At 58.4% G+C, this 25,558-nt stretch carries 24 protein-coding genes and 1 tRNA gene; 20 read left to right on the top strand and 5 right to left on the bottom strand.

All coding sequences use genetic code 11. The features are described from left to right. Positions 1-22: 22 nt before the first annotated feature. Positions 23-739: a TetR/AcrR family transcriptional regulator gene (locus D1223_RS17985; RefSeq protein WP_119377723.1), complete on the top strand. Its 717-nt coding sequence runs from the start codon at positions 23-25 to the stop codon at positions 737-739. Positions 740-815: 76 nt separating this feature from the next. On the opposite strand, the gene D1223_RS17980 is transcribed toward D1223_RS17985, so the two are convergent. Beyond that, positions 816-1,688, bottom strand: coding sequence for an alpha/beta hydrolase (locus D1223_RS17980; RefSeq protein ID WP_158588527.1), 873 nt, complete (start codon positions 1,686-1,688; stop codon positions 816-818). Between the two features lie 286 nt (positions 1,689-1,974). Here D1223_RS17980 and D1223_RS17975 point away from each other — a divergent pair, with 286 nt between their 5' ends. The 12 genes from D1223_RS17975 to D1223_RS17915 all read left to right on the top strand — a co-directional run bounded on the left by D1223_RS17975 (position 1,975) and on the right by D1223_RS17915 (position 15,890). Beyond that, positions 1,975-3,189 (top strand): CaiB/BaiF CoA transferase family protein, encoded by a 1,215-nt coding sequence (locus D1223_RS17975; protein ID WP_119377721.1) that lies wholly within the window; start codon positions 1,975-1,977, stop codon positions 3,187-3,189. A 351-nt stretch (positions 3,190-3,540) separates the two neighbouring features. Then, on the top strand, positions 3,541-5,040 hold the full coding sequence (locus D1223_RS17965; RefSeq protein ID WP_119377719.1) for a class I adenylate-forming enzyme family protein: 1,500 nt from the start codon (positions 3,541-3,543) through the stop codon (positions 5,038-5,040). Between the two features lie 48 nt (positions 5,041-5,088). Beyond that, entirely contained in the window at positions 5,089-6,363 is a 1,275-nt protein-coding gene (locus tag D1223_RS17960) for an amidohydrolase family protein (protein WP_119377718.1), read from the top strand. Positions 6,364-6,464: 101 nt separating this feature from the next. Further along, positions 6,465-8,360 carry a feruloyl-CoA synthase gene (locus D1223_RS17955; RefSeq protein ID WP_119377717.1) on the top strand — a complete coding sequence of 632 codons (1,896 nt, stop codon included), beginning with the start codon at positions 6,465-6,467 and terminating at the stop codon, positions 8,358-8,360. Next, on the top strand, positions 8,357-9,520 hold the full coding sequence (locus tag D1223_RS17950) for a thiolase domain-containing protein (protein ID WP_119377716.1): 1,164 nt from the start codon (positions 8,357-8,359) through the stop codon (positions 9,518-9,520). Before D1223_RS17955 ends, D1223_RS17950 begins: the two co-directional genes overlap by 4 nt. Before the next feature lie 2 nt (positions 9,521-9,522). Then, complete coding sequence (locus D1223_RS17945) at positions 9,523-9,915, top strand: Zn-ribbon domain-containing OB-fold protein (protein ID WP_119377715.1); 393 nt, start codon at positions 9,523-9,525, stop codon at positions 9,913-9,915. Positions 9,916-10,056: 141 nt separating this feature from the next. Further along, entirely contained in the window at positions 10,057-11,727 is a 1,671-nt protein-coding gene (locus D1223_RS17940; protein ID WP_119377714.1) for an acyl-CoA dehydrogenase family protein, read from the top strand. A gap of 157 nt (positions 11,728-11,884) precedes the next feature. Further along, positions 11,885-12,586, top strand: a complete 702-nt coding sequence (gene folE / locus D1223_RS17935; RefSeq protein WP_119377713.1) for a GTP cyclohydrolase I — start codon at positions 11,885-11,887, stop codon at positions 12,584-12,586. Between the two features lie 612 nt (positions 12,587-13,198). Further along, positions 13,199-13,411, top strand: coding sequence for a hypothetical protein (locus D1223_RS17930; RefSeq protein ID WP_119377712.1), 213 nt, complete (start codon positions 13,199-13,201; stop codon positions 13,409-13,411). 147 nt (positions 13,412-13,558) lie between these two features. Beyond that, positions 13,559-13,798 carry a DUF3489 domain-containing protein gene (locus D1223_RS17925; protein ID WP_158586605.1) on the top strand — a complete coding sequence of 80 codons (240 nt, stop codon included), beginning with the start codon at positions 13,559-13,561 and terminating at the stop codon, positions 13,796-13,798. Positions 13,799-13,800: 2 nt separating this feature from the next. After that, on the top strand, positions 13,801-14,223 hold the full coding sequence (locus tag D1223_RS17920) for a DUF2924 domain-containing protein (RefSeq protein ID WP_119377710.1): 423 nt from the start codon (positions 13,801-13,803) through the stop codon (positions 14,221-14,223). Next, entirely contained in the window at positions 14,223-15,890 is a 1,668-nt protein-coding gene (locus tag D1223_RS17915) for a recombinase family protein (RefSeq protein WP_119377709.1), read from the top strand. The genes D1223_RS17920 and D1223_RS17915 overlap by 1 nt, the downstream gene beginning before the upstream one ends. A gap of 350 nt (positions 15,891-16,240) precedes the next feature. On the opposite strand, the gene D1223_RS17910 is transcribed toward D1223_RS17915, so the two are convergent. After that, positions 16,241-16,330, bottom strand: a tRNA-Ser gene (locus D1223_RS17910). A 168-nt stretch (positions 16,331-16,498) separates the two neighbouring features. Between D1223_RS17910 and rplU the strand changes: the two genes are divergently transcribed. The 7 genes from rplU to D1223_RS17875 all read left to right on the top strand — a co-directional run bounded on the left by rplU (position 16,499) and on the right by D1223_RS17875 (position 23,134). Continuing rightward, the gene (gene rplU / locus D1223_RS19195) at positions 16,499-17,242 is read left to right on the top strand and encodes a 50S ribosomal protein L21 (RefSeq protein WP_119377708.1); all 744 of its coding nucleotides are present in this window, start codon (positions 16,499-16,501) and stop codon (positions 17,240-17,242) included. 41 nt (positions 17,243-17,283) lie between these two features. Further along, positions 17,284-17,553 carry a 50S ribosomal protein L27 gene (gene rpmA, locus D1223_RS17900; protein WP_119377707.1) on the top strand — a complete coding sequence of 90 codons (270 nt, stop codon included), beginning with the start codon at positions 17,284-17,286 and terminating at the stop codon, positions 17,551-17,553. Between the two features lie 122 nt (positions 17,554-17,675). Next, positions 17,676-18,173 carry a GNAT family N-acetyltransferase gene (locus tag D1223_RS17895; protein ID WP_233353224.1) on the top strand — a complete coding sequence of 166 codons (498 nt, stop codon included), beginning with the start codon at positions 17,676-17,678 and terminating at the stop codon, positions 18,171-18,173. A gap of 103 nt (positions 18,174-18,276) precedes the next feature. Continuing rightward, on the top strand, positions 18,277-19,425 hold the full coding sequence (locus D1223_RS17890; RefSeq protein ID WP_158586612.1) for an acyltransferase family protein: 1,149 nt from the start codon (positions 18,277-18,279) through the stop codon (positions 19,423-19,425). 48 nt (positions 19,426-19,473) lie between these two features. After that, positions 19,474-20,514 carry a GTPase ObgE gene (gene obgE, locus D1223_RS17885; protein ID WP_119377704.1) on the top strand — a complete coding sequence of 347 codons (1,041 nt, stop codon included), beginning with the start codon at positions 19,474-19,476 and terminating at the stop codon, positions 20,512-20,514. Continuing rightward, complete coding sequence (gene proB, locus D1223_RS17880) at positions 20,514-21,629, top strand: glutamate 5-kinase (protein WP_119377703.1); 1,116 nt, start codon at positions 20,514-20,516, stop codon at positions 21,627-21,629. Before obgE ends, proB begins: the two co-directional genes overlap by 1 nt. A 53-nt stretch (positions 21,630-21,682) precedes the next feature. Then, complete coding sequence (locus D1223_RS17875) at positions 21,683-23,134, top strand: SLC13 family permease (RefSeq protein ID WP_119377702.1); 1,452 nt, start codon at positions 21,683-21,685, stop codon at positions 23,132-23,134. A 14-nt stretch (positions 23,135-23,148) separates the two neighbouring features. Here the strand turns inward: D1223_RS17875 and D1223_RS17870 are convergent, their stop codons facing one another. From D1223_RS17870 to D1223_RS17860, 3 genes are all read right to left on the bottom strand, one after another. Next, entirely contained in the window at positions 23,149-23,445 is a 297-nt protein-coding gene (locus D1223_RS17870) for an HPr family phosphocarrier protein (protein ID WP_199288231.1), read from the bottom strand. Further along, positions 23,442-23,846, bottom strand: coding sequence for a PTS sugar transporter subunit IIA (locus D1223_RS17865; protein WP_119377701.1), 405 nt, complete (start codon positions 23,844-23,846; stop codon positions 23,442-23,444). Before D1223_RS17865 ends, D1223_RS17870 begins: the two co-directional genes overlap by 4 nt. A 79-nt stretch (positions 23,847-23,925) precedes the next feature. Then, on the bottom strand, positions 23,926-25,539 hold the full coding sequence (locus D1223_RS17860) for a stimulus-sensing domain-containing protein (protein WP_119377700.1): 1,614 nt from the start codon (positions 25,537-25,539) through the stop codon (positions 23,926-23,928). Positions 25,540-25,558 lie beyond the last annotated feature (19 nt).

Below are 25,558 nucleotides of genomic sequence, written 5' to 3'. Positions count from 1 at the left end.
AGGCGCTCCCATCGAGTTTTCTATGGATATTGACGATCCGGTTCTGAATGAGAATCTGACTTATGGTAGCCCAAAAATCTTTGAGCGGCGGCGGCGTATCCTGGAGACTGCTCGTCTTCTGATCGCCGAGAGGGGATATGACGGGTTTGGAATTCGTGAGCTCTGCGAGCGGGCATCCGTCGCGCCGCAGACAGTCTACAAGGCCTTCGAGAGTAAAGAGCGAATTATCGCCCTGGCCATCCGGCATCATTTCCAGCTCTTTACCAAGCAGCAAGCGTATCACTTTGACAAAGCGTCACTGGAGGGCGTGATCGAGCGGTTGATCAGGAGCGACCGTAATATGACTAATATGCGGGAGTTTGTCGGTGCGATTGTTGCCATCCATTTTTCAAATACTTCGGATGAGGATCTCAAGCTTGCCACTCGGGCAAACATTACATCGACGCTGCGGCCCTGGGTCGTTGCCCTGAGAGAGGGCGGCTATTTGCGGTCCGGTGTGAATCCAGTCGACTTCACCAATTCCATCGTTGCCTTGCTGTTTTATGTTTCGCTGGAGTGGTGTCGTGGCGCCATTTCCGATGAGGATTTCATTTTCAGGAAGCTGGAAGCTCTGCTTGTCTATTCAGCGGGTGCCTGCCGGGGCGCCGGACTGAAGCAGGTCAACATGTACCTGAATGACCTTATGGGGCGGAGAGTGAAGTTTGATGAAATTCGTCAGGCTATCGGCAGCACAAGCTGAAGCTGGACCCGCGAGAATAGTGTCTTGTGGCGCTGTAACGTGATGGCTGCCGGTAGAAGGCGCGCCGTCGCCTCGGCTAGCGTCCCTGAAGTGCCAAAACCTCATCAAAAAATGCAATCGCACGAAGATGATAAGATCGCGCGATATGGTGAAAGCTGATATTGTGGCCGCTTGCCAGTTGGCGCCTGGTCTCAACTCTTGGTGACGCAGAGAAGTTGTTTCGGATGGCCTCCAGCGTGGTGTCATCGGACGGTGTTGTGCGATCGTGATCTGCCAGGGTGTACTGGACGGGGACTGTGACCCTTCGGGTGATCGCCGAGAATTGCTTTGGCCAGACGCTTGAATCCTCGAGTTCGCTCGGGGGGACTGGCGCTGTTACCTGATTGTCGGCCTTGAAGATTGACGGATCAAACGATCCCTCCGGACCATAAAACAGGGACCTCGCTGAGCGGCTAGCGTTGGTGGGGGTGGCTTCTGCCATTGCGGTCAGCAGGACGTCGGAAAATTGATAAGGGACACCTGAAACATCAATGCCTTGCAGGTCGGCAAGCTCTCCAGAAGCTGCCAGTTTAATGGAGAGAATTCCCCCCATGGAGTGTCCGACAAGAAATAATTGGTCTGCCTCGCTCGCGTGGCAGACTCTTGTGATCGCTTCGGCAAAGAGCTCAATTTGCTGGTCGTGCGAAAATCCTGAGCCTTTGGCGTCGGTCGATGTGCCGTAGCCGGGGCGATCGAATGCCACCACCCTGTATCCGAGGAGGGCGCCAAGGTGAAGTAGTGAGGCATCTTGCTTGCGTGGATGATGCCAGTAGCGACAGGTGTGCCCCCCACCGGGAAGGGCAATAATATTGGCGCGAGCGGGTGCGCGGTCCGGCTTTGCGGAGATCGCTGAAAGCCAAATCCTTCCTGCTTTGACTACTTCTTCGCTTACCATTGTCGCGTCAGCCACGCCCCTCATAATTAGCACACGTTATGTTATTTGATCTAATGCCGTCAAGCCGGAAGCCCGCCTTTCAGTTCTTTGATGAGCGGGTGAGGTTGCGCTCGTTGATTTTACTATATGGCTATCCAGTTTGGGTGCGTTTCAGTCTGGGGTAAAATTTTCAGGCACTTGAAAACGGAAACGTATTGTGAAATTCACGTATCTGTGAGATGGTAATTTGCACAACGGCACTCATCAGCCTCCGGCTGGAGCACAAGGCCAATAGGCCGCGCCGATGAATGGGAGGAATTTTATGAGCTTGCTTTCTGGCATAAAGGTCGTCGAGGTCGCCATATACGCTTTCGTCCCTTCAACAGGGGCTGCGCTGGCCGACTGGGGGGCTGACGTCCTGAAGATCGAGCATCCGGAAACGGGCGATCCCATGAGGGGGCTGGCTTCATACGGAATTTCACCCGGCATGGGTGGTGTGACGGCCCTATGGGAAGTGTTCAACCGTGGAAAGAAAAGTGTCGGCATCAATATTGCCTCTGAGCAAGGGCTGGAACTTCTTCTGAAGCTTGTTGATGAGGCCGACGTCTTTCTCACGAACTTCATGGCGCCTGCGCGCAAGAAGCTCGGTATCGATGTCGATGATATCATGACCCGCAATCCACGGATCATATACGGTCGGGGCACGGGGCAGGGGCCACTTGGGCCGGATGCGGACAAGGGTGGCTTTGACGGCCTGTCTTATTGGGGGCGTCCGGGTGTAAGCACGGCTGCCATGCCCCCGGATTACGACTTCCCTGTCATGCTGCCGGGGCCGGCCTTCGGTGATGTGCAAAGTGGAATGAACCTGGCTGGCGGGATCGCCGCTGCGCTCTATCAACGGGAAAAGACCGGAAAGGGCTCCGTTGTAGACGTCTCGCTGCTCGGATCCGGGCTTTGGGCGATGCAGGCGACGATTGCTGGCGCATATGCTCGTGGCAGCGACAATATCGTGCAATTGGATCGCCACAGGCCGCCCAACCCGCTAGCCAATATCTATCGTTCTGGGGACGGCCGGTTCTTTTTACTGGGGATGCTGGAGTCGGACCGGTACTGGGCGGGCTTGTGCGAGGCTTTTGATGTCGGCAATCTAGCCGAGGATGAGCGGTTCGCCTCAATGAGTGCGCGTGCGGAGAATTCCGAGAAGCTCGTCGGTATACTAGACGAAGTTTTCGCCAAGATGGATATGGACGAAATTGCCCGACGGCTGAATGGCCAGGAGGGGCAGTGGAGCACGGTCCAGCTGCCGCGTGAAACGGTTGATGATCAGCAGTCACTGGAAAATGGCTACATAAAAGTCCTCGACTATGCGGGCGGTGGTAAATTGCCCCTGGTTTCCGTGCCAGCCATCGTTGATGGCGCCACGCCAGCGGCGAGCAGGGCGCCCGAGCATTGTGAGCATACGGATGAGGTGCTCGCATCGCTGGGGTATTCGGAAGGCCAACTGATCGAATTCAAGATTTCAGGCGCAATATCCTAGCAGCGCGCCAGGGCGAGAAATTTAGGGAGACAGGAGACGATATGAAACCGGGAGCCCGTTACAAGAGTGCCGTTTGCAGCACTGAGCTCGTCATAATTCGTGTCCCCCCATTGCCGGCCGGTGAGTTGAGCTGTGGGGGCGTCAGTATGGTGCCGCTTGGTGAGGATGTTTCTGGGGGCGAGTCATTGAGCGTTCCGCAACCGGGGCATGCAGCTGTCGGTAAACGTTACGTCGATCCGGATTCGGGGCTGGAAGTTCTTTGCTCGAAGGCGGGGTTTGGCGCCCTGGCTTATGAGGGACGGGCGCTTTCCCTGAAATCCGCTAAACCCCTGCCAGCTTCGGATTGACGTTATGCAGTTGCACACACTTCTTGAAATGGTTGCAGATGCTGAGCCTGATCGGGTCATTTTGACGGGCAAGGCCGAGGCAGTGACTCTGTCCGAGCTGGTGCGTAGGTCTCGGGCTGTCGCGGGCGAAATAGAGAATGCGGGCGTGCCCCGCGTTACGTTTGCTGGCTTGAACAGCGAGCATTTTCCCGCGCTTCTCTTTGGTGCCTCCATGGCGGGGGTCACGTTCACGCCGATCAATTACCGTTTAGCGGATTCGGATTTCATGCGCTTGCATCAGCGGTGCGCGCCTGCCGTCTCATTTGCAGATACCGACATGATCGCCAGGATAGGCGAGAGCGCGGAGCTTAGGCTATTCGATACATCGTCCGTAGGTCAGCTCTACACTCAATCGCCTGAAGATGTGGCGGGCAGCGAGAATGAAATTGCTGTTATCCTTTTTACGAGTGGAACAACAAGTGAGCCGAAGGAAGCGCTCCTTCGCCATCAAAATTTGACGTCTTATGTCCTCTCCACCGTTGAATTCCTCGGTGCCGATGCATCCGAGGCGGCACTTGTCAGCGTGCCTCCCTATCATATCGCAGGAATCTCGGCGGTACTGACGTCCGTATTTTGTGGCAGACGCATTGTTTATCTGCCAAGCTTCGAGCCTGAAGCCTGGGTTGATGCTGTTAGCGAGCAGAAGATTACCCATGCTATGGTCGTTCCAACCATGCTCGGGCGTGTCCTTGATGTTGCCCAGCAAAAAAATGTGTCACTCAGCAGTTTGCGTGTCCTGTCTTATGGCGGAGGGAGAATGCCGCTTGCCGTTATTGAGCGCGCCATGGATCTCTTGCCTCATGTGGATTTTGTGAATGCATACGGCCTGACCGAGACAAGTTCGACGATTGCAGTACTGGACCCTGAAACCCACAGGAGCTCAAAGGCCTCCAGCGATCCTGTAATCCGTCGCCGCCTCGGCTCCGTCGGCAAGCCGTTGCCTGATCTTGAGCTTGAAATTCGTGATGAAGCTGGCGCGCGCGTGCCACCCGGAGTTTCGGGCGAGATTTTTGTGCGGGGCGACCAGGTTTCAGGTGAATATGCCGGGCGAAAGATGATCGCTGCCGATGGCTGGTTCGCGACCAAGGATGCAGGATGGGTCGACAAGGACGGCTTCCTGTTTGTCGAGGGGCGCCTGGATGATGTGATAGTCCGCGGTGGAGAAAACATATCCCCTGGTGAGATCGAAGATGTGATCCGGACGCATCCAGATGTTGAGGATGTCGCTGTTCTGGGGCTGCCAGATGAGCAGTGGGGCGAGCGCGTTGTCGCTGCAGTCGTTGCGAGAAAACCCGTCTCATCAAGCGAGATCAAGGCGTTGGTTCGGGGACGCCTGCGCTCAACGCGTGCGCCCGAAACGGTCTTTTTCAGGAACAGCCTGCCTTACAATGAAACAGGAAAACTGATGCGCCGCTTCCTGAAGGCTGACCTCGCGGAAATGCAAAGCACGACCGTGACCGAGTAGATTTCGCGCAAGACGAATTAACCGCACCAATAAGAAAGGGAGTATGAAATGGCTGACGATGGAAAATTTGGATTTGGTGAAAAGCTGGATCTTGAAGACACTGAGGTAGCGGGATGGCTGGTGGGTGCGTTCCAGCCGGGCGGAACGATAAAGCCTGCCGTAGATCTCAAGGGAACTTCAGAACTCACCAAGGATATCAAGATCGTCGATGTGGACACACATCTGTCAGAGCCCGGAGACCTCTGGACGGCCAGGCTGCCGCAGAGCTTGAAGGCCAAGGCGCCCTATATCAAACGAGTAGGTGCCATGGATTACTGGCATATCGGTGATGAGGTTATTTCGCCCGGCGGCGCGTCCGTAATCGACAAGAAGCGAAACAAGACGCTCGGACGGCTGAGCTTACCAACCGTTGAGCAGATACACCCCGGTGCGTACGAGGTTGATGCACGCGTTAAATTCATGGATGACATGGGTATCTGGGCTCAGATTGCTTATCCGAATTCATTCGCGGGTTCATCCGTGAGTTTGCTTCAGTGGGTCGACAAGGAATTCGCCGAGACGCTCATCAAGATCTATAATGACGACCGGGCAGACTTTCAGAAGCGGTCGAACAACCGAATCTTCCCGATGGCCCTGCTGCCAGTCTGGGATTCAAAAGCAATGGAAAAGGAAGCTCGACGTTGTCTGGAAGATTTGGACATGAAGGGTTTCAACCTTCCTGATCGGCCGGAGCAATTCGGTATTCCAAGTTTTACCGAGGATCACTGGGCACCGTTGTTCGAAATTTGCGATGCCAAAGAGATTCCAATAAATTTCCACATTGCGACCGGCGGCATTGATGGGTTTAGCATCACCTGGAAGGACTTCGAGTTCCAGACCAAGCTCGCGATTGGCGCGATGTTGTTCTACATCGGCAATGCCGCCACACTCGGCAATTTCATTGTCAGTGGTTTGATGGATAAGTACCAGAAGATGAAGATCGTCTCGGTGGAAAGCGGTATTGGTTGGGTGCCATTCCTTCTCGAGGCGCTTGAGTACCAGATGGATGAAATGATGCCAGACAAGAAGCTTCAGCGTCGTCCCGCGGAGTATTTCAGAGATCAGATGTTTGCATCCTTCTGGTTCGAGAAGGTGGCACCGCAAAAGATGCTCGACATCATTGGGCCTGACAATGTGATGTTCGAGACGGATTTTCCGCACCCTACATCCCTTTATCCCGATCCTCAGGCTCACATCACGGAAGCGCTTGGCGGGGTCGATAAGCCAACCCTTCGAAAGGTCCTACAGGGCAATGCTGAACGTTGCTATAATCTAAAGTTCTAGAATGTGACGTGGGGCAACATGCAACGCCCGAGCGTTTCGCGTTGCCCCAGCTGTCCGCTCCCCTTTCGATGGGTTTTTGATACCGCTACAGGAATACTCTGATGGCCGAGACGGATTCGAAGAGCGTACCGTTCTTGCCCTTGAATGCGAATGAACCGCTCGTTGAGGCGGTCCGAAGGTATGGTGAGTCAGATTGGTTATTGTATGATCCAAGACCGCTAGGCGCCCCCAAGAATTCGATCGTAGATTATCTAATATATTGGGCCGAGCACGCGCCAGAGCGGCCGATGCTCTGTGCGCGCAATAAAAATGGTAGTTGGAATCACGTAACGTATTCGAAGATGCATTCTTCGGCCTCGAGTTTCGCGCAGTTTCTGATTGATCATGAAATTGGGCCTGGCCAGAGAGTAGTTATTCTATCCGGTAACTCAATTGAGCATGCCATTGTAGCGCTCGGGGCGATGATGGCGGGGGTCACATATGCGCCAATATCTCCAGCTTACGCCCTCATGCCAGGTGGCAAACCTAAGTTAAAGTCAGTCTTCGATGCAGTGCGCCCGTCATTGATATTTGCTCAAAATGGACGCCTATTTGAGGGGGCAATAGAGGAAAATCGAACAGAGAAGGCGAATATTGTATGCGCAGAGGAGCTGCCAGACGGACGACGATACCAACGGCTTGATCAAATATTAGAGACGAAAGCAACTGCAGACGTCGAGCGTGCCCACAAAGCAGTGGGGCCTGATACAGTTGCAAAGATCTTGTTCAGCTCGGGGTCAACCGGATGGCCGAAAGGCGTCATCAACACGCAAAAAATGCTGTGTACGAACATGGCGATGTGCGATGCGATGTGGTCGGATGAAGAAAACTATTTTCCATACGAAACTATAAGCTGGATGCCATGGAACCATACCATGGCGGGAAATGGCCTATTCAACCGCTCCCTGCGTCAGGGCGGCACATATTATATTGATGATGGGCGCCCGCTCCCGGGCGAATTCTCGAAAACCATTGCAAATTTACGCGAGATTTCTCCGCACAGCTATTCAGACGTCCCGGCAGGTTACGCAATGCTGACGGACGCGATGGAGCAAGACCAGGATCTTCGAGACAGCTTCTTCAAAAATTTGCGATTTGTGCAATATGCCGGTGCAAGCCTGCCATTGGACGTCTGGCGGCGGTTCCAGAAACTGAGTGTCAAGTCTCTCGGAATGCGAATGCCGTTTCTCACAGGATATGGATGTACTGAAACAGGTCCACTAATCACTCAGCTCTATTGGCCAGTTGAGGGTAGCGGATTCATCGGCATCCCCGTCCCAGGAATCGAATTGAAGCTGCTGAAAGTTGATGAAAACAGGTTTGAGGCGCGGGCACGGGGCCCCAATGTCACCCCCGGCTATCTTGGTGAGACCGAACTGACAGAAAATGCCTTTGATGAGGACGGCTTCTACCGAACCGGCGACGCCGTTTCTTTTGTAGATCCGCGGAAGATGGTGAAAGGATTGCGCTTCGATAGCCGAATTGTCGAGGATTTCAAACTTCTCTCCGGAACATTTGTTGCTGTCGGGACGGTGCGGGCCAATGTTGTAAGTGCGTTGTCGCCGTATGTCAGCGACATCGTCGTGGCGGGAGAGAACCGGCCCCATATTGGCGCCCTGATTTGGCTGAACGAGGCGGCCTGCAAACGCTTGGTTCCGGAGAATGAGCAAGGCGTAAGCGCAGAAGAACTCGTCAACATACCAGTCGTCCGCAAGGTCATCACCGAGAAGCTTCTCTCCTACAATGAGGACAATCCAGCATCATCAACACGGATCGAGCGTGCGATCATTCTCACGGAGCCTCCGTCATCAGAGCATAATGAGATTACCGACAAGGGATACATCAATCAGCGGGCGGTCCTGAACAGGCGTGCCGATGATGTAAAGCAGCTATACGCCGAGGGGGCCGCCGGATCAGTGATTTCGCTTTCCTCTGCAGTTGAGGGGATAGGCCAATGACAAGTAATCCAGCCCATATCGTCGGCATATACGAGCATCCAACGCGCAAGGCGGTCGGCGTGTCACTGGCTCAGCTTCACGCCGATGTAGCCAAAGGTGCACTTGAAGATGCCGGGCTCGCCCTGTCAGATATCGACGGCTACTTTTGTGCAGCCGATGCGCCCGGAATCGGGGGTATGACGATTGCGCAGCATCTCGGCCTCGATCTGCGTTATTCGGAAAGTACTGAGACAGGTGGGTCATCATATATCGGACATGTGCGCCACGCTGCGATGGCGATACAGTCTGGTAAATGCAGTGTCGCCTTAATTACCTGCGCAGACAATCAGGTCGCCTCGCGGGAATTTATCGGCCTTGGAGGTGTTTCCTGGCGCGGCGTGCCGGAAGTGCCATTTGAAGACCTTTACCATACGGGGCCGGCGGCGCTCTATGGCCTTGTTGCGCAAAGGCACATGTATGAGTTCGGTACGACCAGTGAGCAGCTGGCATGGGTAAAAGTCGCGGCTTCACATCATGCCCAGCACAATCCGAACGCCTTGCTGCAAAACGTCGTGACTGTCGAAGAGGTTGTAAATTCGCCGATTGTGGCGTCCCCGCTTCACAGATTGGACTGCTGCGTGATGAGCGACGGCGGCGGGGCGATCATTTTGACCAACGCCGAAATCGCGCGGACTCTTAACCGCCCACTCATTACGCTGAAAGGCGCCGGTGAAGCGGTAAAGCACAACAATGGCGGCAAAGTAGACCTGAGCTATTCGGCCGGACAAAAATCGGCGGCCATGGCCTTTGCTGAAGCCGGCGTGACGCCAGCTGATATCAAATATGCGTCTCTCTATGACAGCTTTACCATCACGGTGATCATGCAGCTTGAAGACGTCGGATTCTGCAAGAAGGGCGAGGGTGGAAAGTTCGCAGCCGATGGCAACCTGATATCGGGCGTCGGCAAGTTGCCCTTCAACACCGATGGCGGAGGCCTCTGTAATAATCATCCTGGCAACAGGGGAGGCATAACAAAGCTTCTGGAGGCTGTGCGCCAGTTGCGTGGTGAGGCCCATCCCGCTGTTCAGGTTAAAGATTGTGACTTGGCCGTTGCGCATGGCACGGGAGGGTCGTTGGCAGGGTATCACGGCTCTGCGACAGCTATTTTGGAGAGGAATTGAAGATGGCTGATGAAATTTCGATCTCAAAGGCGCCACTCGTTTATCCGGAGACCGAGGCATTCTGGGCTGGAACTGAGGAGGGCAAGCTTCTCCTCAAGGTATGCAGGGATTGCGACGAGGTACACTTCTATCCGCGCCCGCTGTGCCCGCACTGTTTCAGCGAAAAGACAGAGTGGATTGAGAGTGCGGGCCGCGGATTGATCTACACGTTCACGCAGACAGATCGGGCCCCGGTATTCCGTTTTCCGGCCATGGTGGCTTTGGATGAGGGACCGATCCTCATGACAGCGATTGTCGATTGTGAGCCTACTGAGATCGAAATTGGAAAGAGAGTCACGCTCGCTTTCGCGCCGACCGAGGGCAAGCAGCAACTGGCAGTCTTCCGAATTGCGTAACCGGCTCTGCAGCTTTGGTGCGCATGAGGCAAAACGGTTCATACCGTTCTGCCGAGTAGCGCCTTCCCGCATGGTAGTGCCTTGCAGAAAGGCGCGCGAGCTTTGACTCGATCTCTGGCCCCCTCACTGCTCGTTGAGCAAATGGAACTGACGCCGGGGCTTTCACGGCTCCGGAGGCTCGGCGGCAGCTTTGGTGAGGCCGACCGGGACACCTTCAAGGCCGTTCTGGGGGGGATAATGCAATTCGGCGCTGAATGCCTTGACCCCATAAATGCCAGGGGCGACGCACAAGGATGCCATCTTGTCGATGGCCGCGTCCAGCTGCCTGCGGGCTATACTGAAGCGTGGGCGTCTTACACTGCTCAAGGGTGGTCCACCCTTGAAATGCCGGTAGAAATGAACGGCCAAGGTTTGCCGCTAATACTGGCCGCTCAGGTTCAGGAGATAATCGACGGCCGATGCGCCGCGTTTGGAATGCTTCCAGTTCTTGTGCGCTCGGCTGCCAAACTCGTAGCCGCCCACGCTGAGCCTGCCATTCGGGAGGTTTGGCTGCCGCGTCTATGTTCCGGGGAGTGGGCCGCAACAATCTGCATTTCCGAGGCGGATGCCGGTTCGGACGTACCGCGCCTGCGCACGAAAGCTGTCCGCGATGTAGATGGTGCCTGGTCCATTACGGGTGAAAAGATGTGGATCAGCTTTGGCGACCATACCTTGACGCCCCGGATCGGACATTGCCTGCTTGCGCGGACCGAAGCGGGGATAAGTCTCTTCCTTGTGCCTAATGTGATTGATGATGATGCCGGGGAAACCAGGCCAAATACGATCAGTGTGCGCCGTATCGAAGAGAAGATGGGCTTGCATGGATCGCCGACATGCGCCTTGGGGTTTGACGGAGCAAAGGGCTGGCTGCTGGGTGAAGATGGTCAGGGGTTGCAGAACCTCTTCGTGATGATCACGAATATGCGCCTGAGTGCAGGGGTCCAAGGCGTAGGCATTGCCTCAGCTGCCTTCGACGTTGCGCTTGATTACGCGCATGAACGCAGGCAAGGCGGCGCAATCAGCGCACCGGCTGTGCACATAGCCGAGCATGCCGACGTTCAAAGAATGTTGCTTGAGTCCGCTTCTCGTGTTCACACGCTGAGAAGTGTCGGGCACCTGGTTGCCGTCCAGGCTGATCTAGCTGCGCACGAGGTTGATCCCACCGAGCGCTCCCGGGCGCAGACTTTGCTGCAGTGGCTGCTCCCCATCTTCAAGACAGAAGGTGGGAGGTGCGGATTCGACGTTTCTAGCACCGCTTTGCAGGTGCTGGGCGGCGCAGGCTACACTCGCGAATGGCCAGTTGAGCAATACCTGCGTGATGCACGTATCGCGACAATCTATGAGGGCACGTCGGGCATCCAGGCGCTTGATCTGCTCAGACGTCAGATATGGCGGGGGAAGAGTGCTGGGCTCGCAATTTTTTTGGAGCAAGCGCGAATGGATCTCGACCTTGTGGCGGGCGACCTGCGGGCGGGGGCGTGTGCGTGCTATGAACTGCTGCAGGATGCTGCAACACGTCTTAATGAGATGCGAGACGCACCGCGGGAGGCTGAGGCGGGAGCAGGCAGCTTTCTTGAGCTTGCGGGCTTGGCTGCCACGGGATGGATGGCAACACGCCTTGCTGGCATGACCAGCGATACGCCTGAAGGAAGAAGGCTTTCGGCCTCCGGCCGCTATCACCTTCTTGCCCTGAAGGACGATGCGGTCGCAGTGCATGCCGCGGCCGTCAGCGGCGCGCGGCGGATCGACCTGTTTGACTCTCTGAAAGCTTAGAGGACGCCCTGATGCGACAGACAGAAACTCGGACACTGACTCCTGGGACAGGACATGCAGTGCCGCCAGTTCGCACTATCGCCCTGAAGCGGGTCGCCGGGATCAAGGACGCATGAGCACTTACTGAGCGACGAATACTAAAGGGAGGGCGAGACTTATGCCTGTCGATACGAGTCGCGGTTTAACCGCTTCTGCCAGGATCCGCCGAAGGCTGGAAGACGCAGGTCAGCGGTACTTCGCAAATGACAATATCTCCAGTTTTCTTGAGGAGGGCGACCTTGAAGCTCTTCAAGGCGAGATTGAATGCGCTGTCGATCGGTTGCTTGACTGTATGGTGATCGACACATCTCGCGATCACAATACCCGTGACACAGCCCAACGGGTTGCCCGAATGTACCTGAACGAGGTATTTTCAGGTCGCTATGTCGATGCGCCTGAGGCGACCGAATTTCCGAACGCAGAATCACTGAACGAACTGATGATTGTGGGCCCGATCACTGTCCGAAGCGCCTGTAGTCACCATCTGTGTCCGATAATGGGCCGGATCTGGATCGGTATACTGCCGAACGCCAGCTCAAATCTTATCGGTCTGTCCAAGTATGCGCGGCTTACCAATTGGATCATGTGCCGCCCCCAGATCCAGGAAGAGGCAGTTGTGCAGCTGGCTGACAAACTTGAGAACATGATCACGCCCGATGGCATAGCCATTGTCATGGAAGCTGACCATTTCTGCATGCATTGGCGAGGGATCAAAGATGAAAACAGCCAAATGATCAGCAGCATCATGAGGGGGCAGTTTTTGGAGGACGCATCCCTAAGGCGAGAGTTCCTCGCACTGATCCGTCTGCGCCAAGCGTGAAATAATCGCAGCTCTCTTCGAGAGATCGCTTCACTCTGTAATCCGACGGGGAGGGTATGACCAACGATCAGCTTCTTCGAAGAGTCGAACTCCCAGAATGATCGGTCATACAGCTTTGTAACCATGACTTCAGCATCGACGTTCCCTGATGTTTGCGAGCGCAGTCTAATTCGCTGAGCGAACATCGACCCGAACCTCAGTCTGATTGTTTCCCCTTTCTGCTCAACAACATGACTTTTAGCGTCCCCGTTAATAACCACCCACGGGGTGGTCGATATCTGCTCGCTTTGCTCTGCGGTCGGTTTGGCACGAACAAGCTCTGGAATATCTGCAGCTACAAGGAGTATCGCAGCAGCTGCGACGACTAGAAGTTCCGGATGATAGGGTTCTATCCGGTTTGCAAACATAGCCTGCGCGACTAGCCCTATCGCTGCACTAGACACAGCTAAGACAATTCTCGATGCCAGATGCATTCACCTAACCATATTCAATTAAATGTGAGTCGCGATTATGCAGAGACTCCGGAAGTCTTGCGAATCTTACGTCTGCTTCCGAGATCTAGCAGTCTCTCACCGTCTGGACTGATACGCCAATTGTAGCATTCGTCGGGTCATGGCTTACGACGACCTTCCACAGAAGCTCATGGCGGATGTCACTATGGCACTGGAAGACGCCCATGATGCGGCCGTCCAGGCGCAATCCGAGGAACTCTGCGCGCTGAGGTTCGACCAACTGGCCGCGCTTTCAATCACCAATGCCCACAAGGCGATCGAACTTGCCGAGAGCGCCCTGGAAGCGCATCGCAAAAACCAGCCGGACAGCTGATTTTCGACTGGACTTCCGGGCGCAACGGAGCGTCAGTATGTAGACCCTGGGATAGAAAGACCGGCCAGCCCGTACCTATGACAAGGTCGGGCCTTCAGTCAGTGGGAGCGGATGATCGCTTCCGTAACCAGACTGAAGGAGAACCCCATGGCCAAAGTAACCAAGACCCAATCGAAGAAGAAGCCATTCACCAAGCGTGAGCAGTTGATCCAGCTGCTCGGCAGGGAGAAGGGTGTCACCGTCAACGAGGTGTCGGAAGCCCTCGACTGGCTGCCGCATACGGTGCGGGCGGCCCTCACTCGGGTGCGGGCGGGTGAGCGGAAGCTCGAGAAGCTGCCGCCCGCAGACGGCGAGCGCTGTGCACGCTACCGCCTGGAGAAAGCCTGAGAATGGAGGCGGAGCAACCCTCCGATCTGGAGTCCCTGCGAGAGATGTCCCGCAGGGACCTCCTCGAGATCTGGGAGCAGGCAGGGCTGGGCGTTCTGCCCTACCGGACCAGCACGCCGTTCCTGGCGCGACTTCTCGCCTACGAGCTTCAGGTTCGAAAGCATGGCGGTCTTCGCAAACGGGCCCGGTCAACCCTCACCGCAATTGTATCGAACAAGATGCCAGGGCCCCAAGTTAAAACGGCGACACCTGGCACCCGGCTGGTCCGTGAGTGGAACGGCGTCCGGCATGTCGTCGACGTCACCAAGGCGGGCGCGATCTATCGTGGAAAGGCCTATGGCTCGCTCAGTGCCGTCGCTCGCGAGATTACCGGGACCCGTTGGTCTGGGCCGCGTTTCTTTGGTCTCCAGAGAAGGGCGCGCTGATGGCAAGAACAACGATCCGCTGCGCCATCTACACCCGCAAGTCGAGCGAGGAGGGGCTGGAGCAGAATTTCAACTCGCTCGATGCCCAGTGGGAGGCCTGCAAGGCCTATATAGAAAGCCAGAAGCACGAGGGCTGGAAGCTGATCGAGACCCGCTACGAGGATGGCGGGATCTCCGGCGGGCATCTCGAACGCCCCGGCGTGCGGTCTCTACTTGACGATATCGATGCTGGCCGTATCGACATGGTCGTGGTCTACAAGATTGATCGCCTGACCCGCTCGCTTGCAGATTTCGCACGCCTCGTGGAGCGCTTCGATAAGGCAAACTGCTCTTTCGTGTCCGTTACCCAGGCCTTCAACACCTCGACCAGCATGGGAAGGCTGACGCTCAATGTCCTGCTCTCCTTTGCCCAGTTCGAACGGGAGGTCACCGCCGAGCGCATTCGGGACAAGCTCGCCGCCTCGGCAAGGCGTGGCCTCTGGATGGGTGGTTTGGCGCCCTTGGGCTATGATCCCCATCCGGATCCGAACACCCGGGAGCTTGTCCTCAACCAAAACGAAGCCGAACAGGTCCAGCGGCTCTTCCATCTGTATGACCAGCATCGCTGTCTGGGCCAAGTTGCCCGACAGGCTGAGCTTGAAGGCATCCGGTCGAAGCGGCGAACTTTCAGGAGCGGCAAATCACTCGGCGGATGCGTGATGTCACGCGGTGCGGTTCATTCCATCCTGACCAACCCGGTCTATCGCGGGATGGTCCGGCACAAGGACAATACCTATCCCGGCAGCCATTCCGCGATCATTGGTGAGGCGCTCTGGGACCGTGTCCAGGAGACGTTGATCAAAAGGAGTGGCCGCCGGCGCGGGCAGGGCGGTCCAGACGAGCAGGCAGGATCGCCGCTCACCAGGCGAGTCTTCGATGAAGCTGGCGATCGTTTGACGCCGACATATGCGACGACGAGGGGAAAGCGCTGGCGGTATTATGTTTCCAGGAGCTTGGTATCGGGCAGCGAAACGTCCTCAGCCGGATGGCGACTGCCGGCTGCAAAGCTCGAGGCGGCCGTCGCGCAAGCGATCAGGAACTGGTTGGGTATAGCATCTGAACGGCTGCTTGCGGAACCGAGTGTGGAGACTTTTGCCAGGGTTCAAGCAGGGTTCGCTCGGATCGGTGAGGAGCTGGCATCAAGCCGGTCATCTATCATTGCCCAACTTGTCGAGCGCATCGATCTGAAACCCGGCGAGATGCGGTTGGCGATGAATCCAGAGTCCATCGCTGAGGCGACTGGACGACCCCTAGAAGAGTTTGCCGCCGGCGCGCTGGTTCATGTTGAAGCTTTCACGGAACGAAAGCGCGGTGTCGAGACGGTTCTCGTTCTCCGGGCCGAGACACCGAACCGGGATGAAACGCTGATCAATGCTGTGGCTCGTGCCCATGCCTGGATGGCTGAATGGCGGGCTGGCGTGTCTCTTCCAACCCTCGCCAAGAAGCTCGGCTGGACCACATCGCCCCTGCGTCAGAGACTGAAGCTTGCCTTTCTCTCGCCGTCAATTGTCCAGGCCATCCTGGATGGCCGCCAGCCCGCCGATCTGAGCCTCGAAAAACTCTTGCGAACAGACCTCCCGCTGGACTGGGATCGCCAGGCTGAAGTGCTTGGATTTGCGTTTCCCTGATCGGTTTTGGAAAATCCCTGTTCCTGAAATCCAATTCCCTGTTCTTCAAAATAATTTCCCTGTTCCGACCTTTAGGGAAATCACCCTGTAACACCCTGTAATTACTGTGATTATGGGGCGCGTGTTTCAGGCTGATCCCTGCTAATTGTGCGAAATTCCCTGTAAATCGGGCAAGATCAGGCAAAATGGGCCTAAGAGATCTGGTGAAAGTGGTCGCTAGAGACGCTTGGCTAAATTGCGGGGAAGAGCAGGGAAAATCCGGCGGGTAGAGACCGCAGCCCAAGAAAAAGCCCACCAGTGGAGGGCATTTTGCGGGAATCCCAGATCTGGGCTCTGAATTCTGGTCTGCGTGGCGGAGAGAGAGGGATTCGAACCCTCGGAACGCTTGCGCGCTCAACGGTTTTCGAGACCGTCCTATTCAACCACTCTAGCACCTCTCCGTGGGGCGGGGAGATAGCGTGCGTAGGGAATGCGTGCAAGCCCCGGATTTCATGCATGTCAGGGTTTGACATGAGAAGGCTGATAGTGTTTATCCGCGCCTTCATGTCCGGCGCCATGCGCGTGCGGACCCAAGGTTTATGAATTTACCCTGCCGGAAGGACGAGGCCATGTTCGCGGTCATCAAGACTGGTGGCAAACAGTATAAGGTTGCCGAAGGCGACCAGATTGTTGTCGAGAAACTCGCGGCCGACGCCGGCGCGGACGTCACCTTTGACGTGCTGATGCTGGGCGACGGGAAGAATGTTAAGGTCGGCGCACCGCTCGTCGATGGTGCAAGTGTTGTTGGTGAGATTGCTGCCCAGCGTAAGGGCGACAAGGTCACCATCATGAAGAAGCGCCCGCGCAACACCTATCGCCGCAAGGCCGGCCACCGCCAGCTGGAAAGCGTCGTCACGATCACCTCGATCCTGACCGACGGCAAGAAAGCCCCGGCGAAGAAGGCTGCTGCGCCGAAGAAGGAAGAGGCGCCCAAGCCGGAAGCCAAGGCCGAGCCGAAGAAGGCTGAAGCTGCGCCGAAGAAAGAGGCCGCTCCGAAGAAGGAAGCTGCCCCGGCCGCCAAGAAGGAAGCTGCGCCCAAGAAGGCTGAGGCCAAGGCAGACGCCAAGCCGCAGACCGATGAGCGCGGCCGCCTCGAAAAGGCTGTCGGCAAGAAGGATGATCTCAAGCAGATTTCCGGTGTCGGCCCGGCCATGGAAAAGAAACTTAATGCTGCCGGTGTATTCCACTTCTGGCAGATCGCTGACCTGAAGAAGGCCCAGATTGCCGAACTCGACGAGGAAGCCGGTCTCGGCGGTCGCATCGAGCGCGACGAGTGGGTCAAGCAGGCCAAGCAACTGGCAAAGGACGCCTGAAGTCTGGTACAGGCTTCAAGACGATTTGAAGGAGCGCCACGATGGCACACAAGAAATCAGGCGGTTCATCCCGTAACGGCCGCGACTCAAACCCGAAATACCTCGGCGTGAAGAAGTTCGGCGGCCAGCATGTTGTTCCTGGCAACATCATCATCCGCCAGCGCGGCACCAAGACCTATCCGGGCAAGGGTGTCGGCATGGGCAAGGATCACACGCTCTACGCGCTCGAAGAGGGCCGCGTCGAGTTCAAGCGGTCGCGTGGCAATCGGCAATATGTGTCGGTGTCTCCGGTTGCGGATGCTGCGGAGTAGGCCCAGGCAGGCTTGCACGCTGGACGTTTCGAAGGGGAGACAGGAAACTGTCTCCCCTTTTCGTTTGAGCGGTATTGGGGAATAGCATGGTCACAGGGGAGATCAGGACGCAGTGCTTTCTCTTGCGCCCGCCTGCACTGGCGGATGCGGAGCGGATTACGGAGCTTGTGCGCGACCCTCGCATTTATGAGAAGGTCGCCCGTATCCCGCCCGGACAGAGCGTTGAACAAACCGGCAAATGGATCCTGAACGGCCAGCGGGGAAATGAGCTGGGCACCGACCACGTCTTTCTCATAGTCGAGACAGGCGAAGTGATTGGCACGGTCGGAGCGCACCGGCCAGCCACAAGCGAGCCGTTCGAGATCGGCTACTGGATCGCACCACACGCCTGGGGACGTGGCGTCGCGACAGAGGCTGCCCGCGCCCTGATCGGCTGGCTCGATGCGCGCGGTCAGGCGGGCACGCTTGTATCTGGCCACTTCGCCGACAATCCCGCATCCGGCCGCGTGCTCGAGAAGCTTGGTTTCGAGGTCACCGAAACCGGGCCTGTTTACTGCCTCGGGCGTGGCCGCGAGATTGATCACGTCTTCATGAAACGGACCGGCCAGGCGCTGGTATAGGTCTTGCTTCCCTCGTCTTCCCAAAAGGAACCGTTGGCTGTGCCCAGCTGGACGCCTTGCCGTTCAGCCAGGTGCAGCCGAACCTCAAAGGGGACGAAAGCGGGTGAAGAAACAACATCTCTACGGACTGGACCTTGTCCGGTTCGGCTCGGCCTTCATTGTTCTGCTGTTTCACCTCAGCACGTTCAGCTCAATCGCGCCTTCGCATGTCACAACGCCGGATGAGCGGCCATTTGACTGGCTTGGCTGGGTGGGCACGAGCGGCTGGGTTGGTGTCGAGGTGTTTTTCGTCATTTCCGGCTTCGTCATCGCGGCAAGTGCGCGCAATGCGACCGCGCTGACCTTCCTTATCAAGCGGGCCATTCGTGTTTTCCCGGCGCTGTGGGTCTGTTCCATTATCGCACTCGGCGTAACACTGGCTTGGGGCATGGCGCCGGCCGAGGCGCTGGGCGCCTTCCTGCGCAGCATCATCCTCTCGCCTCAGGGCCCTTATATTGATGGCGTCGTCTGGACGCTGGTCCTGGAGGCGGTGTTCTACGTCTACATTGCGGGGCTGATCCTGATCGGTGCCCGGCTTGGCCGGAACCTGCTCGATCTTGGCGGCCTGCTGCTCGGCTCGGTCAGCGTACTGTTCATCACGGCCTACATCGCCGCGGACGCCATGGGGCTTGGCATCACGGAAACGCTGTTGCGCTTCCCGTTCAAGGTCGCCCTGCTGTGGCACGGGGTCTTCTTCGCGCTCGGCATGCTGATCTACAAGGCGGCGCGGGACCGGCTGTCCGGCATGGAATACGGCTTTGCTGCGGTCTTCACTGTCTTCTGCCTGTTTGAGATTGCCAACAATGTGCTGGCCGGCGCCGGCGGATTTGCCAGCGAAACCTATCGCATCACCATGGCGATCGGCATCTGGCTGGCAGCGATGGCGGTCATGCTCTTCAGCGTTTTCCGCAGCGAGGTCGTCGCCAAGGCCATCGGTGCCGAGTGGGTGAAGAAAGCGGGTCTGATGACCTATCCGCTCTACCTCAACCACTTCACCTTCGGCATGTGCCTGACGCCGTGGCTTGCGGGCTACATCCAGAACGAGGTGCTGCTACTTGTTGCTGTGATGTCGATCATCCTGGCATCCGCCTGGGCGATCATGACCGGCCCCGAAATCTGGCTACAGAAGCTGTCGCGCAAATGGTTCCTCAACCAGGAACAGTCGGTTGCGATTCCGATGCCGGGAAAGAAAACCGCCGAACGCACCGCCTGACGTAACCCGCCATAGCGCGCAGCCGAAGAACGCGTTAAAGACGCGGGCATGAAATTCCTCGATCAGTGCAAGATCTATATCAAGGCCGGCGACGGCGGACGGGGCTCATCCTCCTTCCGCCGCGAAGCCTATGTCGAGTTCGGTGGCCCGGACGGCGGCGATGGCGGGCGTGGCGGCCACGTCTACGCTGAAGCGGTCGAGGGGCTCAATACGCTCATCGACTACCGCTACCAGCAGCACCACAAGGCTGGCCGCGGTGGGCATGGCATGGGCAAGCAGCGCCACGGCAAGGGCGGCGAGGACAAGATCATCAAGCTGCCGGTCGGCACGCAGATCTTCGAGGAAGACCAGGAAACCCTCATTGCGGACCTTACAGAGGTCGGACAGCGTGTTTTGCTGGCGCGCGGCGGCAATGGCGGCTGGGGAAACCTGCACTTCAAATCCTCGACCAATCGGGCACCGCGCCGCGCCAATCCGGGCGAGGAGGGCGAGGAGCGTACGGTCTGGCTGCGCCTGAAACTCATCGCCGATGCCGGTCTTCTCGGCCTGCCGAATGCCGGCAAGTCGACCTTCATCAGGGCGGCGACAGCCGCAAAGCCGAAAGTGGCGGACTATCCTTTCACCACGCTCCATCCGGGGCTTGGCGTGGTCGATCTGGGACCCGGCACACGCTTCGTTCTGGCCGATATTCCCGGCCTGATCGAAGGCGCAGCGGAAGGCGCCGGTCTCGGACACCGCTTTCTCGGCCATGTCGAGCGCTGCAAGGTCCTGCTGCATCTGGTCGATTGCACACAAGACGACGTCGCCGGCGCCTGGCAGACCATCCGCCATGAGCTGGAAGAGTACGATCCGGCCATGGCCGACAAGCCCGAAATCGTCGCGCTGACCAAGGTCGATGCGCTGACCGAGGATATGGTGGATGAGCAGGCTGCTGCGCTGAAAGCCGTTTGCGGGCAGGAGCCGCTGCGGATTTCGTCCGTCGCGGGGACCGGCGTTCGCAAGGCGCTTGGCCTGATCGCCAGGGAACTCGGCCACCTTGATGAGCTGGAGCATGAGGATGACGGCCCCGATGAGGGCTGGCGGCCCTGATGCCTTCGCCGCTCGATACTGCCCGCCGGATCGTCATCAAGACCGGTTCATCGCTGATCGCCGCAAAAGGCGCGCCGCGCCGTGAATGGCTGGCAGGGCTGGCTGGCGATATCGCGGCGCTGAAGGCCGAGGGCCGTGAAGTCGTCTGGGTCTCATCGGGGGCTGTCGCGCTTGGCCGTCCACATCTTGGGAAGGGCGCCCACAAGAAGCTCGAAGAGAAGCAGGCCGCCGCCGCCCTCGGCCAGCCGTTGCTCATGTCGGCGATTGCCGAGGCGTTCGCGCCGCACGGCGTCAAGGCCGCCCAAGCCCTGCTGACCCTTGAAGATACCGAACGTCGCCGGCGCTGGCTGAACGCTCGTGCGACGCTCGATACCCTGCTTGCGGCTGGCGCCGTCCCGATCATCAATGAGAACGATACGGTGGCGACCGAGGAAATCCGGTATGGCGACAATGATCGCCTCGCAGCCCGCGTCGCGCAGATGCTGAGCGCAGACGCTCTGGTCCTGCTATCCGATATCGATGGTCTTTACACCGCCGATCCACGCAAGGAGCCTTCGGCAAGCCATATCCCCGAGCTGCGTGAGCTCACCGATGAGCATGAAGCCATGGCCGGCGCGGCCAATGCCGAGGCCGGCGTTGGATCGGGCGGCATGGCGACCAAGCTGTCGGCAGCGCGCATTGCCTTTGGGGCAGGGTGTGCCACGGCAATCACGCTCGGTGAGCGCGCCAGCCCGATCGGCGCTTTGCAGGCTGGCGAGCGGGCCACCTGGATCATCCCGCCGGTTTCACCGGCAACCGCGAGACAAACCTGGCTGAAAGGTCATCTCACGCCAGAAGGGGCTGTCCTGATCGATGCAGGGGCGGTTAAAGCGCTAATCAATGGTTCCAGCCTGCTGGCGGTCGGCGTCACTGGTGTCGAAGGCCGGTTCGAGAAGGGCGCTGCAGTGGCTATCAAGGCGCCGACGGGCGAAGTTGTCGCCAAAGGGGTCACCGCGTACGAGGCTGCCGACATCCAGCGGCTGGCAGGTGCTCACAGCGACGATATCGAAGCCCGCCTCGGCTATAGGGGCCGCCCGGCCGTCATTCACAGGGATGACCTCGTTCTGGAACGCTGAAACGCTTTGAATTTGCTTGACCTTGCAGCCGCTGGCTGGCCCATTGCGCGGCGATGGGAGACAGCAAGATAACAGCAAAATCAGTTGGCCGCGTTCTTGGCCCGGCCGTGGCGCTCACCATGCTTCTGGCTGGGACACCCGAAGGCTTGAGTTTCGCGGCATGGGGCACCGCCTGCCTGCTTGTCTGGATGGCGATCTGGTGGGCAACCGAGGCGATACCCATTCCGGCGACTTCGCTGCTGCCACTGGTTGTCCTGCCGCTGATCGATGCCGGCAGCCCCAAGACGGTGGGCGCCGATTACATGAACCATATCGTCGTCCTGCTGCTTGGCGGCTTTGTCGTTGCTATGGGGATTGAGCGCTGGGACCTGCACAAGCGGATTGCGCTCAATGTCGTCGCCCGGGTCGGAACGGCCCCGAAAGCCCTCATTCTCGGTTTCATGATCGCGACAGCGCTGTTGTCGATGTGGATCTCCAACACGGCGACGACGCTGATGATGATGCCTATCGCCCTATCGGCAGCGGCGGCTCTCGGTGGGGATTCGCACAAGCTGACGGCCGCCTTGCTGCTGGGCATCTGCTATGCAGCCTCCATCGGCGGGGTGGCGACGCCCATCGGTACGCCAACCAATCTCATCGCCATCAACTGGCTGCAGGCCGAAGCCGGCGCCACGATCGGATTTCCGCAATGGATGGCGTTCGGCATCCCGGCGGCCGTCCTGCTCATCCCCGTGGCCTGGTGGAGCGTTACGCGCGGTCTGCCGAAACTGGCGGGTGGTGAGGCCATGCGCGGCGATATCTATCGCCAGCTCGATGCGCTTGGCCGGACGACAACGCCAGAGATGCGCGCCGCGGCTGTTTTCGGCGTGGTGGCGACGCTCTGGGTCCTGCGGCTCCTGATTGTCGGCTGGCTCGACGCGGCGGGCTGGTCTCTGCTGTCGACCTATAGCGGCGCCCAGGTCGACATGATGATTGCGATATTTGGCGCGGTCCTGATGTTCCTTGTTCCGGCAGGCGCCGGAGAGAAGCGCGCTCTTCTCAACTGGCAGGAGGCGGAGCGGCTGCCATGGGGTGTGCTGATCCTGTTCGGGGGCGGTATCGCACTTGGCAATGCGGTCTCGCGCACGGGCCTTTCGACGTGGATCGGTGAACAGCTCGGCGTGCTGCATAGCTTGCCGCCCCTTTTCTTCATCGCAGCGGTGGTGACCCTCGTCATCTTCCTGACGGAGCTGACATCCAATGTCGCGACGATGACAACGCTCGCGCCGATCCTCGGTGCACTGGCGGTTGGCGTCGGTGTCGCGCCTGAAAGCCTGCTCGGCCCGGCGGCAGTGGCGGCATCATGTGCGTTCATGCTGCCGGTCGCGACAGCGCCCAATGCCATTGTCTATGCCAGCGGCGAAGTCAGCATGGCGCAGATGATGAAACGCGGCCTCCGGATCAACCTTGCAGGCATCGTCATCATTGCGGCCATCGGCTACTGGATCGCGCCGCTGGTCCTGTAGTCCTGTGCGGGAGTTCAGTCGTCTTCGTCGCGTTCGCCAAAGCCGTCGGCAATCAGGTCGACGACCGCCTCGACGGACGGCCCGGCATCCTTGCCGCTCGCCTTGACGGTGACTTCGCTGCCCTGGTGGGCGGCCAGCATCAGTAAGTCCATGATCGAATGAGCGTTGGCGACTTCGCCTTCGCGCATGACGAAGACCTGCGCCGGCAGCGTGACCGCCAGTTTGGCGAGCTTGGCCGACGCGCGCGCATGCAAGCCTTTCCGGTTCACGATCCGGACGGTCTGTTCGATTTCGGTATCCGCCTGGTTCACGCTGTCCGGTCCATGACTTCCGAGGCAACGCGAATGTATTTCTGGCCGGCATCGCGCCCCACGCGGACGGCCTCTTCGAACTTCACCTGGTCACGAACCTCGATCAGCTTGATCAGCATCGGCAGGTTGACCCCTGCGATGACATCAATCCGGGCGTCCGGCATGACGGAAATGGCCAGGTTGGATGGCGTGCCGCCAAACATGTCGGTGACGATGATGACGCCTTTGCCGGTATTGCAGGCCGCTACGGTTTCACGGATCTGTTCGCGCCTCGCATCGATATCGTCTTCCGCCTCGATCGATATCGACCGGAAGTATTCCTGCTCGCCGACAACATGCTCGGTCGCCCGGACCAATTCGCGTGCCAGCTTGCCATGGCTGACGACTACAATACCAATCATTCACTCTTACCAACCGGCCCCAAACCCATGATGCTGACACGGGTTTTTCACAGGTCAAGCGGAATCGGCTGTGACCGGATTATATCGCGGGCAGCTCGACAACGAAGCGGGCACCGCCTTCAGAGCGGTTCTCGGCCCATACCCGCCCCATATGTGTCGTGGCAATCTGCTGGACGATCGACAGGCCCAGCCCCGAATTCTTGCCAAAAGCAGAGCCTTTTGGCCGGTCAGTGTAGAACCGGTCAAAGATCTTCTCCAGCTTGTCTTCCGGAATGCCCGGTCCTTCATCTTCAACGGAAATGAGGGCCGTCGTCTGCGGGCCGACACGTCCCTGTTCGAGCCTGACAGTGACGGTTCCCGTTTCCGGCGAGAAGGACAGGGCATTGTCGATCAGGTTGCGGATGACCTGACCGAGCGGGCCTTCACGGCCGCGCACGCGAAGGCCAGCGCCCATCGTTTCATCGCGGAAGGCTACAGTCGCCCGACCGCCGTCCAGGGCGAGGTGTTCATAGGTCGAGACGATATCTTCGACAAAACGGGAGATGTTCAGCGTCTCGGTCGGGACACGGGTGATCTCCGCTTCAAGGCGCGATGCGTTGGAAATGTCGGTAATCAGCCTGTCGAGCCGGCCGACATCCTGGGCGATCACCTTGTGGAGCTTCTGCATCGCCTCGGGATTGTCCTTGACGCGCTCGGCTGTTTCGACAGCGGAGCGGATCGAAGTCAGAGGGTTCTTCAGCTCATGGGCAACGTCTGCCGCGAAGCGTTCATTTGAGGTAATTCGTTCGAACAGCGCCTCGGTCATCTGCTGCATGGAATTGGCGAGGGCACCGATCTCGTCGCGCCGGCGCGTGACCTTTGGCAGGTCGAGGGTCTGGGTGGTGCCCGATCCGACATCGTCAGCCGCGCGCGCCAGGCGGCGCAGCGGGCTGGCAATGCCGACGGTCAACAGCCCCGAGGTGATCATCGCGACAAGGACCGCCACCCCGATGAACGGGATCAGCGCGGCGCGTTCGGCCCGTATGATGTCGTCGATATCGTTCGATTCCAGTGTCAGCACGCCAACCACGGCCGAGACGTGCTGGACCGGAACCGAGACGGAAATAATCCGCTGGCCGCGATCATTGAAACGCTGGCTCGCCGCCTCGCCGCCACCGAGAGCGACGGTAAATTCCTGCTGGAAGGTCTGCGTTCGCACCGCATCGCCGCCGCGATTGGGGATCAGGGCCCCGAAGGTCGAGACCGCCCATTCAGACAGTGACCGGCCGATTTTTGAAAGCTGGCTCGGCTCCTGGATGGGCGGCAGCGCCGAGACAATGACCCGGTCAGACAGGAAATAGCTGTCACCGATCAGCTCGCCGTCGGCGGAATAGACCTTGCCGCGTACCGAGACCGGCAGGGACAGATCGGCCAGCGTAGCGCGGGCGAGGTCTTCGTCCATGACGGGCTGTGGCTGGCCGAAGGTCGCCCCTTCGGCCAGCAGGTTCGAGAAGACCTGTGCCTGGCCGACCAGGTCCTGTTTCTTGGCAACGACGAAGCTCGCCCGCATCTCGTTCAGCACCATGGCACCGACGATCAGGATGGCGAGCCCGGCCAGGTTGGACGCGAAGATCAGCCGGGCAATGCGTGATCCGAAGACCTGCTTGCCGCGTTCCTGGATGCCCCGCTTGTCTGACTTGTCCTGCCTGGCCATGCGTTATGCCTGTCCCCTC

The organism is Henriciella mobilis (genome assembly GCF_003576285.1).
Classification (GTDB): Bacteria; Pseudomonadota; Alphaproteobacteria; order Caulobacterales; family Hyphomonadaceae; genus Henriciella; species Henriciella mobilis.
Note: the sequence above shows the minus strand (reverse complement) of the source record. Positions and strands in the feature narration are given on the sequence as shown.